Origin of the sequence: Stenotrophomonas sp., from assembly GCF_050737075.1 — a bacterium.
GTDB lineage: Bacteria > Pseudomonadota > Gammaproteobacteria > Xanthomonadales > Xanthomonadaceae > Stenotrophomonas.
The window spans coordinates 1-14284 of sequence record NZ_JBOHXV010000111.1 but is presented as its reverse complement, the minus strand read 5'-3'; the positions used below and the strand labels follow the sequence as shown (position 1 = coordinate 14284).

Annotated in this window: 17 protein-coding genes and 2 tRNA genes; 4 read left to right on the top strand and 15 right to left on the bottom strand. The window is 62.5% G+C overall.

Going from position 1 to position 14284, the window contains the following annotated elements:
* Window positions 1-514: 514 nt before the first annotated feature.
* From ACREPD_RS19375 to ACREPD_RS19315, 13 genes are all read right to left on the bottom strand, one after another.
* Entirely contained in the window at window positions 515-640 is a 126-nt protein-coding gene (locus ACREPD_RS19375) for a hypothetical protein (protein WP_431600818.1), read from the bottom strand.
* A gap of 86 nt (window positions 641-726) precedes the next feature.
* On the bottom strand, window positions 727-1125 hold the full coding sequence (locus ACREPD_RS19370) for a hypothetical protein (protein WP_431600817.1): 399 nt from the start codon (window positions 1123-1125) through the stop codon (window positions 727-729).
* A gap of 152 nt (window positions 1126-1277) precedes the next feature.
* The gene (locus ACREPD_RS19365) at window positions 1278-1517 is read right to left on the bottom strand and encodes a hypothetical protein (RefSeq protein ID WP_431600816.1); all 240 of its coding nucleotides are present in this window, start codon (window positions 1515-1517) and stop codon (window positions 1278-1280) included.
* Window positions 1518-1587: 70 nt separating this feature from the next.
* Window positions 1588-2010 carry a hypothetical protein gene (locus ACREPD_RS19360; protein ID WP_431600815.1) on the bottom strand — a complete coding sequence of 141 codons (423 nt, stop codon included), beginning with the start codon at window positions 2008-2010 and terminating at the stop codon, window positions 1588-1590.
* Window positions 2011-2034: 24 nt separating this feature from the next.
* On the bottom strand, window positions 2035-2664 hold the full coding sequence (locus tag ACREPD_RS19355) for a hypothetical protein (RefSeq protein WP_431600814.1): 630 nt from the start codon (window positions 2662-2664) through the stop codon (window positions 2035-2037).
* A gap of 463 nt (window positions 2665-3127) precedes the next feature.
* Window positions 3128-3514: a hypothetical protein gene (locus ACREPD_RS19350; RefSeq protein ID WP_431600813.1), complete on the bottom strand. Its 387-nt coding sequence runs from the start codon at window positions 3512-3514 to the stop codon at window positions 3128-3130.
* Complete coding sequence (locus ACREPD_RS19345; RefSeq protein ID WP_431600812.1) at window positions 3511-3822, bottom strand: hypothetical protein; 312 nt, start codon at window positions 3820-3822, stop codon at window positions 3511-3513. The genes ACREPD_RS19350 and ACREPD_RS19345 overlap by 4 nt, the downstream gene beginning before the upstream one ends.
* Window positions 3819-4226, bottom strand: coding sequence for a hypothetical protein (locus ACREPD_RS19340; protein ID WP_431600811.1), 408 nt, complete (start codon window positions 4224-4226; stop codon window positions 3819-3821). Before ACREPD_RS19340 ends, ACREPD_RS19345 begins: the two co-directional genes overlap by 4 nt.
* Window positions 4227-4358: 132 nt before the next feature.
* Entirely contained in the window at window positions 4359-4751 is a 393-nt protein-coding gene (locus ACREPD_RS19335) for a hypothetical protein (RefSeq protein ID WP_431600810.1), read from the bottom strand.
* Between the two features lie 423 nt (window positions 4752-5174).
* Window positions 5175-5702 carry a hypothetical protein gene (locus tag ACREPD_RS19330; protein ID WP_431600809.1) on the bottom strand — a complete coding sequence of 176 codons (528 nt, stop codon included), beginning with the start codon at window positions 5700-5702 and terminating at the stop codon, window positions 5175-5177.
* A 64-nt stretch (window positions 5703-5766) separates the two neighbouring features.
* Complete coding sequence (locus ACREPD_RS19325) at window positions 5767-6159, bottom strand: hypothetical protein (protein ID WP_431600808.1); 393 nt, start codon at window positions 6157-6159, stop codon at window positions 5767-5769.
* 341 nt (window positions 6160-6500) lie between these two features.
* A tRNA-Phe gene (locus ACREPD_RS19320) sits at window positions 6501-6576 on the bottom strand.
* Between the two features lie 184 nt (window positions 6577-6760).
* Window positions 6761-7951 carry a YbfB/YjiJ family MFS transporter gene (locus ACREPD_RS19315; RefSeq protein ID WP_431600807.1) on the bottom strand — a complete coding sequence of 397 codons (1191 nt, stop codon included), beginning with the start codon at window positions 7949-7951 and terminating at the stop codon, window positions 6761-6763.
* A gap of 134 nt (window positions 7952-8085) precedes the next feature.
* Between ACREPD_RS19315 and ACREPD_RS19310 the strand changes: the two genes are divergently transcribed.
* The 3 genes from ACREPD_RS19310 to ACREPD_RS19300 all read left to right on the top strand — a co-directional run bounded on the left by ACREPD_RS19310 (window position 8086) and on the right by ACREPD_RS19300 (window position 10289).
* A complete protein-coding gene (locus tag ACREPD_RS19310) occupies window positions 8086-8841 on the top strand; it encodes an AraC family transcriptional regulator (protein ID WP_431600806.1) in 756 nt (251 codons plus the stop codon).
* Window positions 8842-8911: 70 nt separating this feature from the next.
* Window positions 8912-9073, top strand: a complete 162-nt coding sequence (locus ACREPD_RS19305) for a hypothetical protein (protein ID WP_421570630.1) — start codon at window positions 8912-8914, stop codon at window positions 9071-9073.
* A 103-nt stretch (window positions 9074-9176) separates the two neighbouring features.
* Window positions 9177-10289: an alpha/beta fold hydrolase gene (locus ACREPD_RS19300; RefSeq protein ID WP_431600805.1), complete on the top strand. Its 1113-nt coding sequence runs from the start codon at window positions 9177-9179 to the stop codon at window positions 10287-10289.
* A gap of 20 nt (window positions 10290-10309) precedes the next feature.
* On the opposite strand, the gene ACREPD_RS19295 is transcribed toward ACREPD_RS19300, so the two are convergent.
* Together ACREPD_RS19295 and ACREPD_RS19290 are read right to left on the bottom strand one after the other, a co-directional pair.
* Complete coding sequence (locus ACREPD_RS19295; protein WP_431600804.1) at window positions 10310-11053, bottom strand: hypothetical protein; 744 nt, start codon at window positions 11051-11053, stop codon at window positions 10310-10312.
* Window positions 11054-11168: 115 nt separating this feature from the next.
* Window positions 11169-11244 (bottom strand) — tRNA-Ala (locus tag ACREPD_RS19290).
* A gap of 455 nt (window positions 11245-11699) precedes the next feature.
* On the opposite strand from ACREPD_RS19290, the gene ACREPD_RS19285 reads away from it, so the two are divergent.
* Window positions 11700-14252, top strand: a complete 2553-nt coding sequence (locus ACREPD_RS19285) for a Cache 3/Cache 2 fusion domain-containing protein (RefSeq protein WP_431600803.1) — start codon at window positions 11700-11702, stop codon at window positions 14250-14252.
* Window positions 14253-14284 lie beyond the last annotated feature (32 nt).

Sequence of the window (14284 nt, the reverse complement as noted above, 5' to 3'; positions counted from 1 at the left end):
CGTACTCAACGATCTGCCGGACCGCCTCGATCTTGAACTCATCGGTGTACCGCTTCGTACTCATAACCACCTCCGCCTAAGCCATAGTTTATGGCCGCGAGGTGTCTACGGAACCCTGGGCGATTCAGGCCTTGGTCGGTCATCTCCAAAGCCTTCCTCTGATACAACCTTGTCTGCCAACAGCATAAGTTCCTGCATGTAGGTATTCATGTTGTAGCGTTTGCTTCGATTAAGTAGCTCAAGGAACTCTGCATCGTAGTCCTCGCTAGTCACGCATCTCAGTAGGCGCATTGGCAGGTTGTGAAATATGTCTGCGAACTTCTTCGCGGCCGGCAGTGAATCTGCTACGCGTACTTCTATGTAAGCAGATGCCAGCAGGTAGTGCAAAGCGTCTCGCTTGAGGCACGCAGCCCTCAGTTGTTCATCTGACATCGTTGTTGCCCCGTGCGGCCCTAGGGAATCGTCGCTGCTGTCCCTGCGGTCAGGGTGCTAATGAGCAAGGTTGGTGTGTAACTTAGCCAGCCGCGAAGCTTGGCTTCGTTAATTCAGGTGTCGCAGTCGACAACTTCTCTTCACCAACTTCAACTTTATGGATATCAGGCGGATTGTTCATTGAATCGCCCAGCTTGCTCTCGTTCATCGTCGTCTCCATCCGAAAACTAGTGGCGCGCAACGATGGTGGCCTCACTCAGTCCTTAGTCGAGTTGGCCCTAGACATCGTTGCGCTCAATCCTCGTCGCAGTGGCATGGTCGATCACCTTCAAAGTCTATTTCTAACATGGCTTCTTCTGACAATAATATAAGATCTCGAATGTACGCTTCCATGTTGTAGCGCTTGCTTCTATTGAGTAGCTCCAGGAGCTCTGCATCGTAGTCATCACTGGTTGCGCATTTCAGTAAGCGCATTGGCAGGTTGTGAAACAGGCCTGCGAATTTTCTGGCGTCAGGCATCGAATCTGTTGCGCGTATCTCAATGAACGCAATTCCGATCATATGGTGCAAGGCGCATTGTTTGAGGCGAGCGCGTTTCAATTGCTCATTCGTCATTATTGGTCCTGAGGATGTTCGCCGCTGCGGCGCCGTAAAAAGCAATGATGGTGGCCCCGAATTTGCCAGCGTATTCATCGGCCGTATTGAGGGCGTCAGATTTCGCAAGACGCTTAGAGCTCGCGATCGGAAGCGGCACCGACCAGGCCTTGAGCCACCTTTTCAACTCCTGCGGTGTCGCATCGCTTGCAACGCAGGTCAGTTGTGATTTCTTGTGGATTCGACGGGGATCATCTATCGCTTAGCTCCTCGATGGACAGAAGAGAGCGAAAATAGCGATATCGTCGGCTTGACCTGACAACCACGAGTGCCAGGACAAATGGAATGACGAAATCGATGATCGTGACTGGCTCGGATGCAATCAGCTTCTTGGACGTCCATCCCACGGAGAACAGCAGCAGCATCCACCAGCCAATCGCCGTCAAAAGTGCGCTGATCAGCTGGGCGCGCGTAATGATCTGAGTATTCATAAGGCTGCTCTCTGCATTCGTTGTTTGGCTTCAGGGGGTGGTCTCTTTCGGATCGCCCCACGCGGTGTCCTCAAAGATCCGTGCTGGCTTGAGTTGCTGGTTGATGATTTACGAGTATGGCGATGAAATTCGGCTCGGTCGCGTCATTGGCGAACACTTTGAGGTGAACGTGAGATGTGGGGATGTCCATGCTAAGGAGCTTCTCATCAAGTGCGCTGCACACGGAAAGCTGCTTGCTTGGGACAGTCAGGTGTCCATCGAAGACCAATATTTCAGCTCCGACGCCCTGTGGGTCCGCTCCAACAATCACCGTTGTTGCGCCGTCGAACTCGCATAACGTTGCCACTGCCACGCAGCTGTCGGTGCTGGTCACCAATCCATGGCCCATGCTTTCCGGGGTCTCGCCGAACGCGTGATCCATGATGAAAATCAGGGAGTTTGGTGGCGCGACGGTCACGGACTTCATCGCTTCAGTGGAGGGAGTAGTTCGCATTGCGCAGTCCTGCATTCGATGTGTTCAGCGTAGGGTGGGGCGGATGATTCTGAGGCCAGCGCCGTTGAGGCGGGCTGCTGTAGTGGCGTACGAGTGCGCTTCCCGTGCATTCGGAATGGCGGTGGTGATGATGTGCAACAAACCTCTCTGTTCGATGTCGAAATCGATCTCATCTTCGAGTTCGGTTGAAAGCAATCCCGTACAGCAGATCTCGACGCAGGTGGGGCCAAGCAGGAGTGCAAGCCGCGATTTAGATCGCATCATCGACGCGGTGTCGTCGGCGCAGACCAGAGCCACGAACCGCTGCTGGGAAAAGACAGCTGCAAATCCGGACGTGTCACCATGCGTGTCCGCCACGTTGGCTGTGGCAAGTAGTTCGATGGCGGCACTTCGTGCGCGCATCTTCAGGCTTTGTGCATCCAGGAAAAAGCAAGATCCATCGTTAAGTAAACCCGGGTCGCTGGTAAGCGTGCTGGCTTCGCCGAAGAGGCTGCCAAAGATCTCGAACTCTCCCGGCGCCAGCTGCTTGCAGTGCTTGAGCCGATCCAGGTAAAGGGCCTGGAACGTGCAGCAATCGATGTTGCCTTCAATGAAGCCCGCGATCAGGCCTTTCAGCTGCTGCGTGCCTTCCGTATCATGGGGGTCGTGCTCCATCTGTGCGATCCCTTGCTGTCAGTCCAGGCCCTGGAAGCGAGACTCTGCGGCATCACGAACGAGCGTCATGACACTGCGTATGGTCGACTACATTAAACGTGCCGCTGACCACTCGATTGCCCGCGATCCCGTTTATCGCCTCGCGTTGGACAATGAAATCGCAGGCGCCTCCTGCTTCCAGCAGGTACTGGTTTGCGCTGAAGTAGGGCACCAGGAGATTCTGTTGCGTACTCTTTACTCGCACTGTCAGCACGACCCGGGTCTCTACCACGCCGGTGTAAGGGGGGGTAGGGGGGAGTGTGCGACGACCTCGACGTTGCTTAGCGCTATCGATTCATTGGCAGCCGATCCCGTCGGGAAAGCAGCGCTCGTCATCAGCGCGGCAGTGAGCGCGAAGCGCTTCGCAAGCTCAATGCGATGCCCCAGCTTCCTTTTTGAGTCAGTCATGTACAGTTCCATACAGCTAATCCAATACCGGCAATAAGTGCCTATGGATCACCGCGCCATTTCGAATCAGTGCGTAAAAGTACGGATTTCCTTCGCTGCAAGAAATTAGGCGCAGCTCATCGCCCGGCTGTTGCATAGACAGCATTTTTATCCAATCTGGGTCTTTTTCTGGAGTTGGATAGGTCTCCCACTTCCTCCCGACCTCAATAGCCTCGCTCGGGCTTAGTGGAATCGACACCTTGCAATTTTTCAGGCCAAGCTTGTTGGCGAATGATCGATCCTCGAGCCTCACTGGCCCTGTCGTGGTGGCGCAGCCCATAATCAGGAGAGCAACTGCGCCCGCAATGACCATGCGGAATTGGTGAAGAGGATCGTCAAGGCGATGAGGCTTATTCAATTTCATCGGATGCACCATTGAAGGGAGTCTGATGATCGAGGTTGAAAAGATATAGCCCATCCGCCGTTGTTTACGCCAGCACCGGAGTACAGCGTGTGGAGAATTTCGCAACCAAAGGTTTCCGCAGTACCTGATGACCAAATAACGAACAATGTCAGTAAAAGGGGAAAGGCAAAGTCGATGGCCGTGACGGAGTTGGATATGATCAGCTTTGTCGACGTCCATCCCAGGGAGAAAAGGAACGCCATCCACCAGCCAATGACGGTCGCAATTGAGCTGATGAGTTTGGCGCGCACAATGATTGGAGTGTTCATTGCGCAGAAATTCCTTTGAGGCGCTTCACCTCTGACGGCTGGCCGGCAAGCAGCTTCCAGGGCTTGAAAGCCCGCAGGAACAAGTGCCGTGTAGGGAGGTGGATTCGATCCCAGCCGGTGATGGTGAAGAACGAGAATCCGGATCCTGTCTGGTCGTCGAATTCAAAGCTGCTATCCGTGACTTCTGCGCAGCTGAAGGCCAGATAGTGACTCTTGATGATGCTGCCATTTACGGGCGTGATGTTGAATGCATCCTGCCTATTCCTCAGCATCAATTCGGCGCGATGAAGCATGCTGTCAAAGCTATCTGCGCTGATGAAGAGCGTTGTGTAGAACCCGCAGTAGCCATCGATTCCAGGGGCGTTCACGAACAGCCCTTCCGCGATTACACGGTAAGTGGTCATTGCATGCCGCCTCGCCTCGAAAAATGAGCGATCAGCGCTATCAAGGCATGCGCACCACTCACATCGCTGGGTATTTGCTCCATCTGTGTGTTTCCCGTGCCGGCTAAGTGTCGGATGTGAGAGTCCGCGGGATTACGCGTTTGGCTCATGGCACTGCGTGTGGTCAACGAGAGTAAACGTGCCGTTGACTACTCTATTGCCTGCAATTCCGTTTATCGCCTTTGCATGGACAGAAAAGCCGCATATGCGTCCCACCTCTGGCACTAACTGCTCCTCGCTAAAATAGGGCAGCAGAACATCTTGTGCCGTGTCGTGAACTTTCACGGTCAGCACGACCCAGGTCTCTACGAGTCCGGTGTAAGGGGGCAGGGGGGAGCGTGCGACGACCTCGGCATTGGCCAGCAATCGGGACGCATCGGCTGCCGATGCCGTCTGGCAAGTGCCACTCACCATGAGCGCGGCTGTGATAGCCAGGCATTTCGCCAGTTGCCTGTGATGCCACCGCTTCCGGATAGATTCAAGCATGTGCCGTTCCATCGATGCAGACGTGAGGTTCCTCATGGCTGCGGCAGTGCGTCAACCACGGCTTTGCCGTGGCATGAGCGCTCCTACCGAACAGCCCCACTTTTTACATGCAACGTTTCAAGCTTTTGGCGGCCCAACCTTCGACGCATTGCGCATCGATTCCCCGGTTGGTTCTGCGGACTATATCAAGCGCGAAGGGGTCGGGGCAGGGTGACCTATGGCAGGGGCCGCTTGGTGCGCGTGGTACCGGTCGGCGGGTCGGTGTCGACCGTATGGCGAATCTTACGGCGATGCACGGAAACGGCCTGGAGAGGCGCGCGATCATTCCTTTCACTCATCACCAACTCCTTCTGATGTGTGTGCTTCTCCGAAGCATCCGTCGCTTCGGACCTGGGCGCAATAGGAACAATCCGATTCTGGAGCTTAGGACCGACGCGGGGTGGGCGGCCGCGCATGAGAGCTGTTTCGCCCCGGCCCTGGTAGCCAATCGCGGGAAGAGGCCAGCCAGACGATGATCGCGCTTGCCATTAACAGCCATAGACCATGTCGCCCCACTGCATAGCCAAGCTGACCAGGGCTCACTTGCGCTGGCAAGAACGACGCGATCACAAGCGTGGTTAGGCCGAGGAGGCTGAGGAAGGTGATGAGGAACCAGATGAAGTGAAGCGCTCTGCGCTTGGAGGTGGGGATTGGCATTTCACTTTCGGGGCGGTTCATTCGCTCGGAAGGATCCAGGTATGCGGAACGAGCTTCCTGCAGAAGTTCCAGCAGGTTGTCCCCGTCCTTCCTGAAGAACCCGCCCTCCATCCTGCCATGTGTGATCATGACCGTGAAGCGCTCCTTCATCCGTTCGCCATCGATCTTGGCCAGCACGATGGCGCCCTCTTTGCTGAAACCCTCAAAATCGGTCAGCAGGCTGGAAAGGGAGTCTGACTCGGTGGGTGAGGTCATGGTGAGCTCATGTAAGTTTGTGTGCCCCGGGCCGGCTAAGCTTTGGAAGTGAGAGTCCGCGGCATTACGCGTGCGGCTCATGGCACTGCGTGTGGTCGACTACAGTAAATGTGCCGTTGACTACCTGATTGCCCGCTATTCCATTCACAGCGTTGGAATGGACGGAGAAATCGCATATGCGTCCCACCTCTGGCACTAACTGCTCCTCGCTGAAATAGGGCAGCAAAACATCTTGTGCCGTGCCCTGAACTTTCACGGTCAACACGACCCAGGTCTCTACGAGTCCGGTGTAAGGGGGCAGGGGCGAGCGTGCGACGACCTCGGCATTTGCCAGCAATCGGGACGCATCGGCTGCCGATGCCGTCTGGCAAGCGCCACTCACCATGAGCGCGGCTGTGATAGCCACGCATTTCGCCAGTTGCCTGTGATGCCACCGCTTCCGGATAGATTCAAGCATGTGCCATTCCATCGATGCAGACGTGAGCTTCCTCATGGCTGTCGCGGTGCGGCCATGGCCTCGCCGTGGCACGAATGCATCGACCGATCGGCCTCTCTTTCCACATGTAGCGCGTTGCGTTGTTGCCCGATGCGTTGCGCACCGTTACCCCGGTTGGTCCGGTGGACTATATCAACTGTGAATGGGGTAGGGGGCTGTGACCAATGGCAGCAGAAGTTCGCTGTTGGTTGTGCTGGCCGGCGGTCTGGTGGTTGGGTATCGGGCTGTACGCTCCTGTCCAGAACGTTGCCCAACTCCAACGCAAAAAAAGACCCGCATTTCTGCAGGTCTTTTTAGAATCATGGTGGCCGAGGACGGAATCGAACCGCCGACACGGGGATTTTCAATCCCCTGCTCTACCAACTGAGCTACTCGGCCACTTCATCGCTGCGTTGCCGCTGGCGAGGACGCGAATAATACGGAGGTCTGCAGGGTTCGGCAAGCCTTTCGACCAAAAAATTTCACATTCGTTGCTGCGGGCCTGCTGCGGCGGCTTAAGTGCTTGATCGCACGTGCGCGCCGCTGATGAATTTTTGTTCATCCCTGCAGGTCGCGCGCAACGTCAGTGGCGTGCGTGATCGCCGCGCTCCTCCGGCATCACCGCCAGCAGCACGATGCCGATGGCCATGATGATGGCTGCCAGCAGCAGGGAGGCCTGGTAGGAGCCGCTGTCGCGGGCGAGGGTGCCGGCCAGTGCCGGGGCGATGATCTGCGCCACGCCGTAGCTGAGGGTGAGAGTGGCCATGGCCTTGGCCGGGTTCTGCGGGTAGTGCCGGCCGATCACGGTGAGGGTGAGGCTGACGATGCCGGCGAAGGTCAGGCCGAACAGCACCGCGCTGCCCAGCCCGGCGGCCAGGCCGTCGTCCAGCAGCGGCAATACGAACGACAGCGCCTGCAGCGCGAAGGCGAGCATGAGCGCGCGGATGATGCCGACGCGACCGGCGATGCGGTCCCAGGCGAAGGTGGACGGTACGGCCGCCAGCCCGACCAGCACCCACACCGCGCTGCCGTGGCCGCGGAAGGCGGCGGTCTGCTCCAGGATGGCCACGATGAAGGTGGCGCTGACCACGAAGCCGAAACCGGCGCAGAAGTAGGCCGCCACCAGCAGCCGGCGCCAGCGCTTGCCGGGCGGCGGCGGGGCGGCTGCCGCGCTCGCGGCCGAGGGCAGCGCCGGGGCGGGCATCCAGCACCACGCCGGCACCAGGAACAGCACGCCGAGCAGGCCCAGCCACCCCCACTGGGCGCTGGAGCTGGCGTACCCGGCCAGCGCCGCCGTGGCCAGGCCGGAGACGGCGATGCCCAGCCCCAACCCGGCGAAGTGCAGCCCCAGCCGTGGCCGCTGCCCGTGCGCCAGCAGCCAGTTGAGCACCAGCCCGGACGCCAGCAGCAGGCCGGCGGTGCTGGACAGGCCGGCCACGAAGCGCAGCAGGCTCCACAGCCACGGCTGGGTGGTGGCGCCCATCAGTGCCGTGGCGGCCACCGCCAGCAGCAGGCCGATGCGGTAGAAGCGGAACTTCTGCCGCATGTCGCCTACCCGCGCCACCAGCAGCGTGCCGAGCAGGTAGCCCAGGTAGTTGAAGGTGGCCAGCCAGCCGCCTTGGGCGGCACTGAGGCCGGCGTCCACGCGCATCAGCGGCAGCAGCGGGGTGTAGGCGAACCGGGCCAGCCCGACGGTGAGCACCAGCGCGCAGATGCCGGCGCCGATGACCTGCCAGGGCTGCAGGGTGGAGGAATGCGGGGAGGGTGTGGACATGCACGGAGCCGGTGGGGGACGCGCCCATCCTCGGCCAGCAGCGTGGCGGCTGTCTTTCGATAGAATGCCGGATTATGTCGACCACTGGCCATTCCCGCCCCAGCGCCCCCGATGCCCCCTGGAAGGAGGTTCCGGTGCCGCCACTGCGCGCGCTGCCCTGGCCGGTGATGGCGCGCAGCCAGCAGTTGGCCGCGGGCGAGCGGTTTCCGCCGCATGCGCATGACTGGAACCAGGTGGTATTCGCCACCGAGGGCGTGCTGCAGGTCACCGCACGCAATGCACGCCATGTCATCACCCCGCAGCAGGCCCTATGGGTGCCCACCGGCATGGTGCACCACACCGGCGCATTGAGTGCGGCGGCGTTTCGCAACCTGTATGTGGCCGACGACCCGACGCTGGGCATGCCCGACCGCTGCGCGGTGCTGGACGTGTCGCCCCTGCTGCGCGAGCTGATCGTGGAGCTGGGCCAGGTGCGGCCCGACGACGATGCGGCGTACTACGCGCACCTGAGCGCACTGGTGGTGGTGCAGTTGCGCCGCCAGCGCCAGCACGTGCGCCATCTTCCGTGGCCGCAGGATGCGCGCCTGCAGCGCTGGTGCCAGGCGTTGCACGACCAGCCGGCGGATGCGCGTGGCGTTGCCGAATGGGCGCGCGTGCTGGGCGCATCGCCGCGCACGCTGGCGCGGCACTTCGAACGCGAGACCGGCATGAGCCTGCGCACCTGGCGCACCCGCCTGCGTCTGCTGCGCGCGATCGAGTGGTTGGCGCAGGGCCGTTCGCCCACCGCGATCGCGCATGAGTTGGGGTATGCCTCCGCCTCGGCGTTCAACTACATGTTCCGTATCGAGATGGGGATGAGCCCGTTGCAGTGGCGCAGGTCGCGCTCATGACCCCTGCATCACGCGCCGGTCGCTACGTTGTGGGCATGCCCATCGCGGGCGGAACCAACGGGCAGGCACAATGAACAACGACAAGCAGAGCGGCAAGCAGCAGGGCGTGCAGGAAGCGCAGCAGGACCGCAAGCAGGACGAGGTCGCCAAGCAGCGGCCGGGCCAGACCGACCAGAAGATCCATGACGCGGAAACGCGCCGTCCGGAGCGCAAGGACAACACGCCCGGGTGACTCCGGTCGCCGCCAGGTAGCGCGAGCGGCGCGTGTTCGCGCGGCTGGTGATGGCGCGCGGGCATGCCACAATCGGCGCCACGCCCGCCAGGATCCGTGCCCTATGAAGATGCTGCTGTCGCTGCTGCTCATTGCGGTATCGAGTGCGCCTGTAATGGCGTCCACGCCACCGGCGCCCGCCAGCCGCGAAGCGGCCACGGCCATCATCGCCAACCTGCGCAAGGTCGTCGCCGACCAGGGCGTGGAGCGGCTGGAAAAGGTGAGCATCGGCGGGATCGACCAATGGGTGTCGATCCGCGGCAGTGACCGGCGCAACCCGGTGCTGCTGATGCTGCACGGCGGACCGGGTTGGGTGGCCATGCCCACGAGCTGGTACTTCCAGCGCGGCTGGGAGGAATACTTCACTGTGGTGCAGTGGGACCAGCGCGGCGCCGGCAAGACCTATGCCGCCAACGACCCGGCCACCGTCGCGCCGACCATGACCCGCGAACGCATGATCGCCGACAGCGAAGAGATGGTGGCCTGGCTGCGCAGCGAATTCGGCAAGGACAAGATCTTCGTATTGGGCCATTCCTGGGGCAGCTACCTGGGCCTGGAGTTGGCGCAGCGCCACCCGGAGTGGCTGCATGCCTACATCGGCATCGGGCAGATTTCCAACGCGCCCGAGAGCGAGCGGCGTGGCTACGCCTGGACGCTGCAGCAGGCCACGGCCGATGGCAACGCAGAGGCGGTGGCCGAACTGCAGGCACTGGCCCCGTATGCGCAAGGGCGCACGCCGGTGCCGCTGGAATCGCTGTTCAAGCAGCGCAAGTGGTTGAACCACTACGGCGGCATGGTCCACAACCGCCGCGGTGGCGACGCCGAGGCGGCGGCGATCAAGCTGTCGCCCGAGTACACCGACGAGGATGTGGCCGGCGTCTGGAAGGGAAACGATTTCTCGATGCAGCACCTGCTGGGCGAGGTGCTGACGCTGGACATGAGTTCGGTGCGCGAGCTGAAGACGCCGCTGTTCCTGTTCCAGGGGCGGCATGACCACAACGTGTCATCGGAACTGGCGGCGCAGTGGTTCCAGACGGTGAAGGCGCCCTCGAAGCAATTGGTGTGGTTCGAGCAGTCCGCCCATGAGGTGATGATCGAGGAACCGGGCAAGACGTTGCTGATGCTGGTGCAGCAGGTTCGACCCATCGCCGAGCGGGCAGGGGACGCGCCGCGGTGAGGCGGTGACCTTGCGCTGCTTCACTCCGATGCGGCCGCTGCCTTGGTCAGTGCCTCGGTCACCAATGCTTCCAGCAGCGGCTTCGATACTGCCTGCATCTCTGCGGCGACCGTAGGTTGCACGGTTCTGAATCTGGCCGCATACGGTGAGGCGGTGCCCTGGGTTGTCAGCGAGCTCAGCTCGGCGGCACTGAAGTGGCGCGCATACAGCGATGCCAGCGTGTGCTCCCAACGCTGCTGGTACGCCGGCAAGGCGCGTGCGATCTCCGCCCGGAGCCGCTGGTCGGCCTGCGCTGCGCCATGCTGGCTGGCCAGCGCGCCGAAGGTGGTAGTGCCGCGCCCGGCGTCGTACGCCAGCGACTCCAGACCCGCACCCATGTTGAAGCGCTTGACCAGCGCTTCGGCGGGCGATGTGCCGGGTGCTGCGGCAGGCGCGGACGCCGAGGAAACGGTGGCAGCGGCGGGAGGCGTGCTGTCGCATCCTGCCAGTAGCAGCGCTGTTGCGATGCACGTTGCGCGAAGTACAGACGTCCATTGACAATGATTCATGTCGAACGCCTGGTTGGGCATCGTCGGGATGATCGAATCACGTTCGGGTCCTTGTGAAAGTGTGTTCGGTGTCCATGCGCCAGCGACAGGCGCCGACAGTGCCGCATTGTGCGGCTGGTCGGGGGTGTCTGGCGAGCATGCTGGTGACATGCCCTCGAGGACAGGGCCCCATGCGTAGAGCCACGCCGTGCGTGGCTTCGCGGCAATGATCGGCATCGGCCGCAGCGACGCATGGCGTCGCTCTACGGGGGTATTGCCGTCGGCCCAAACAAAAAGCCACCCGTTGGGTGGCTTTTTATTTGCTGTCGTCCGAAGGACGCCGGCAGGAATGTGGTGGAGCCAAGGAGGATCGAACTCCTGACCTCGTCGATGCGAACGACGCGCTCTCCCAGCTGAGCTATGGCCCCATGTGTACTGCTACGCGGCGTGGGTGCCGCGATGTTGGCAAGTGTAGCGCCCGGTACCCCGCGCTGCCAAGAGCCTCGCGCTGCGCGCCGATGCGGGCGCGTAGCGGCGGAATGCGCGGCGGTCCGCCGTGCATCCATCTCCTCGATCAACGGGCGCACGGACGAGCGTTGCTTGTTCGGTCGAGCCTGACCCGACCGTGGCAACCCGACCCTAATGCCAGGCGGGCCGGCGCCGTGTGCGGCAGAAGGGGGCGCAACTTGAGGAAATCGACCGCATTTCTGAACGAACATCTGGCTTCGTGAAGATGCAACCGGAGGACATTCCGTATTAATCAATGACTTGAGCAAAACGAAAGGTTTGCGGATTTTGGCGCGTTTTACGTAAAGAGGACCAGATTGGTGCCGATAAGAAGTGTGACGTACCTCTCACACCACCTTCCCCGCGAGTACCAACGATGACGACCCGTGCCGCCACCGTTTTCTCTACCTCCATTGGCGCGCGCCTGGCGCTGTTGATGGGTCTGATCACCACCGTGGCCTTCGTGGCGCTGGCGGTGCTGATCTACCGCCAGGCCGCCACCAGCTACCAGCAGCGCGTTGAAGCCGGGCTGCAGTCGTCCACCGAGCTGATGCGCGACTCGGTCGAGTTGTACGACCGCAGCCTGAGCGACAGCACGGAGCGCATGGCCGGCATGTTCCGCGCCATGCTGCCGGCCGGCGATGTCAGCGTTGACCCGGCCAAGACCGTGGCGGTGGGCGAGCGCCAGACCCCGACCCTGCGTCTGGGCAGTGAGGTGCTCAACCTGCAGGACGCGGCGGTGGACCGCTTCGCCGAGGCCAGCGGTGGCGGTGTTGCCACCGTGTTCGTGCGCGACGGCGATGACTTCGTTCGCATATCCACCTCGGTGCGCAATGCCGAAGGCGCACGCGCCATGGGTACCGTGCTGGACCATGCCAGCCCGGCCTACGCCAAGCTGATGGCCGGGCAGGGCTACGCCGGCCCGGTACGGCTGTTCGGTGTGGATTACATGACCCACTACATGCCGATCAAGGACGCCGCCGGCGAAGTGGCCGGCATCGCCTTCGTCGGCCAGAACTACACGCAGGGACTGGCCGCACTGAAGGCGCGGCTGCGCGACTCCAAGCTGGGCAAGCAGGGTCACTTCCTGGCCGTCAATACGCGTGCCGGCGACCAGTTCGGCACGGTGGTGGCTGCCGCCAACGGGGAAGGCGAGCGGCTGTCGGCGCTGGTGGACCCGTCCGACCAGGCCGCGTTGGATGCGCTGCTGGCCGGCAAGGCCACCCAGGCCACGCTGCACCTGCGCACCGCGCAGGGGGCGCCGGCGCAGAGCTATTTCGTTACCGCCCAGAACTACGGCGCATGGCAGTGGACGGTGCTTGGCCTTGAACCGACCTCGGTGCTGCAGACGGTGCTGACCAAGCTGATGCTGCAGATTGGCCTGGTCTCCGGCCTTGGCCTGCTGGCGGTGATCGTGGCGCTGGTGCTGGTGGTGCGCCGCCTGCTCACCGTGCCGCTGGCCCAGGCCGGGCAGGTGGCACGCGACGTGGCAGCCGGTCGCCTGGACCAGCGCATCGTGGTGCGCAGCCAGGACGAGGTGGGGCGCCTGATGGGCGCGCTGCAGCAGATGCAGGACAAGCTGCGCGAGATCATCCACGCGCAGAACGAAATGAGCCAGCGCCATGCCGAAGGCGCGATCAGTCACCGTATCGACGCCAGCCGGTTCGAGGGCGAGTTCGGCACGATGGTGACCGGCACCAACGAACTGGTTGCGGCGCACATCTCGGTCAAGATGCGCATGGTCGACCTGGTCCGCCGCTACGCCGATGGCGATCTGTCGCAGCCGATGGAACAGCTTCCCGGCGAGAAGGCGCGCATCACCGAAGCGGTCAACGGCGTGCGTGACCGCCTGCAGGCGATCAATGGCGAGATCAAGCACCTGGTGGCGGCCGCAGCGGCCGGCGATTTCAGCGTGCGTGGCAACGCCGAGGCCTACCAGTACGACTTCCGGGTCATGGTGGAAGGCCTCAACACGCTGATGGTCACCGCCGACCGCAACCTGAGCGCCCTGTCCGGGCTGCTTCGCGCGCTGGCCGCAGGCGACCTGCGTGGCCGCATCGACGGCCAGTTCCAGGGCGTGTTCGCCACCATGCGCGACGACGCCAACGCCACGGTGGCGCAGCTGACGTCCATCGTCGGCGGCATCCAGCAGGCGGCGGTGTCGGTGGCCACCGCCTCGGCGGAGATCGCGGCCGGCAACGACGACCTCTCGCGCCGCACCGAGCAGCAGGCGGCCAGTCTGGAAGAATCGGCCGCGTCGCTGGAAGAGCTCACGGCGGCAGTGAAACAGAACGCCGACCATGCCCGCCGTGCCGACCGCCTGGCGGTCGAAGCGGCCGAAGTGGCGGTGCAGGGCGGGGCGGCGGTGGCGCAGGTGGTGGACACCATGAGCGGCATCCAGGCCTCGTCGCGACGCATTGCCGACATCACCTCGGTCATCGACGGCATCGCGTTCCAGACCAACATCCTGGCGCTCAACGCCGCCGTGGAAGCGGCGCGTGCGGGCGAGGAGGGCCGCGGCTTCGCCGTGGTCGCCTCCGAGGTGCGCGCGCTGGCGCAGCGCTCGGCCAGCGCGGCTAAGGAGATCAAGGGCCTGATCGAGGCCTCCGCGGCCCAGGTGGCCGACGGTAGTGAACTGGCCAGCCAAGCGGGGCAGACCCTGCAGCGCGTGGTGGCATCGGTAGGCGAACTGGGCGGGCTGATTGAGGAAATCGCCAGCGCCAGCCAGGAACAGGCGGCAGGGATCGAGCAGGTCAACCAGAGCATCGTGCAGATGGATGGTGTGACCCAGCAGAACGCTGCCCTCGTCGAGGAGGCTTCGGCCGCTGCACGTGCATTGAACGCGCAGTCGGCCGAGCTGCAGCAATCGGTCGGGCGCTTCCGCCTGGCCGACGCGCAGCCCGCGCGCAAGGAGCGCGTTGCGGCCTGATCGGGTGCGGTGGCGTCTGCGATGGGGAGTCG

Coding starts and splice junctions, on each gene's coding strand:
- ACREPD_RS19375 (WP_431600818.1), bottom strand. CDS start 640: ATGAACGAGAGCAAGCTGGGCGATTCAATGAACAATCCGCCTGATATC.
- ACREPD_RS19370 (WP_431600817.1), bottom strand. CDS start 1,125: ATGAATACGCTGGCAAATTCGGGGCCACCATCATTGCTTTTTACGGCG.
- ACREPD_RS19365 (WP_431600816.1), bottom strand. CDS start 1,517: ATGAATACTCAGATCATTACGCGCGCCCAGCTGATCAGCGCACTTTTG.
- ACREPD_RS19360 (WP_431600815.1), bottom strand. CDS start 2,010: ATGCGAACTACTCCCTCCACTGAAGCGATGAAGTCCGTGACCGTCGCG.
- ACREPD_RS19355 (WP_431600814.1), bottom strand. CDS start 2,664: ATGGAGCACGACCCCCATGATACGGAAGGCACGCAGCAGCTGAAAGGC.
- ACREPD_RS19350 (WP_431600813.1), bottom strand. CDS start 3,514: ATGAAATTGAATAAGCCTCATCGCCTTGACGATCCTCTTCACCAATTC.
- ACREPD_RS19345 (WP_431600812.1), bottom strand. CDS start 3,822: ATGAACACTCCAATCATTGTGCGCGCCAAACTCATCAGCTCAATTGCG.
- ACREPD_RS19340 (WP_431600811.1), bottom strand. CDS start 4,226: ATGACCACTTACCGTGTAATCGCGGAAGGGCTGTTCGTGAACGCCCCT.
- ACREPD_RS19335 (WP_431600810.1), bottom strand. CDS start 4,751: ATGCTTGAATCTATCCGGAAGCGGTGGCATCACAGGCAACTGGCGAAA.
- ACREPD_RS19330 (WP_431600809.1), bottom strand. CDS start 5,702: ATGACCTCACCCACCGAGTCAGACTCCCTTTCCAGCCTGCTGACCGAT.
- ACREPD_RS19325 (WP_431600808.1), bottom strand. CDS start 6,159: ATGCTTGAATCTATCCGGAAGCGGTGGCATCACAGGCAACTGGCGAAA.
- ACREPD_RS19315 (WP_431600807.1), bottom strand. CDS start 7,951: ATGTCCACACCCTCCCCGCATTCCTCCACCCTGCAGCCCTGGCAGGTC.
- ACREPD_RS19305 (WP_421570630.1), top strand. CDS start 8,912: ATGAACAACGACAAGCAGAGCGGCAAGCAGCAGGGCGTGCAGGAAGCG.
- ACREPD_RS19300 (WP_431600805.1), top strand. CDS start 9,177: ATGAAGATGCTGCTGTCGCTGCTGCTCATTGCGGTATCGAGTGCGCCT.
- ACREPD_RS19295 (WP_431600804.1), bottom strand. CDS start 11,053: ATGCCGATCATTGCCGCGAAGCCACGCACGGCGTGGCTCTACGCATGG.
- ACREPD_RS19285 (WP_431600803.1), top strand. CDS start 11,700: ATGACGACCCGTGCCGCCACCGTTTTCTCTACCTCCATTGGCGCGCGC.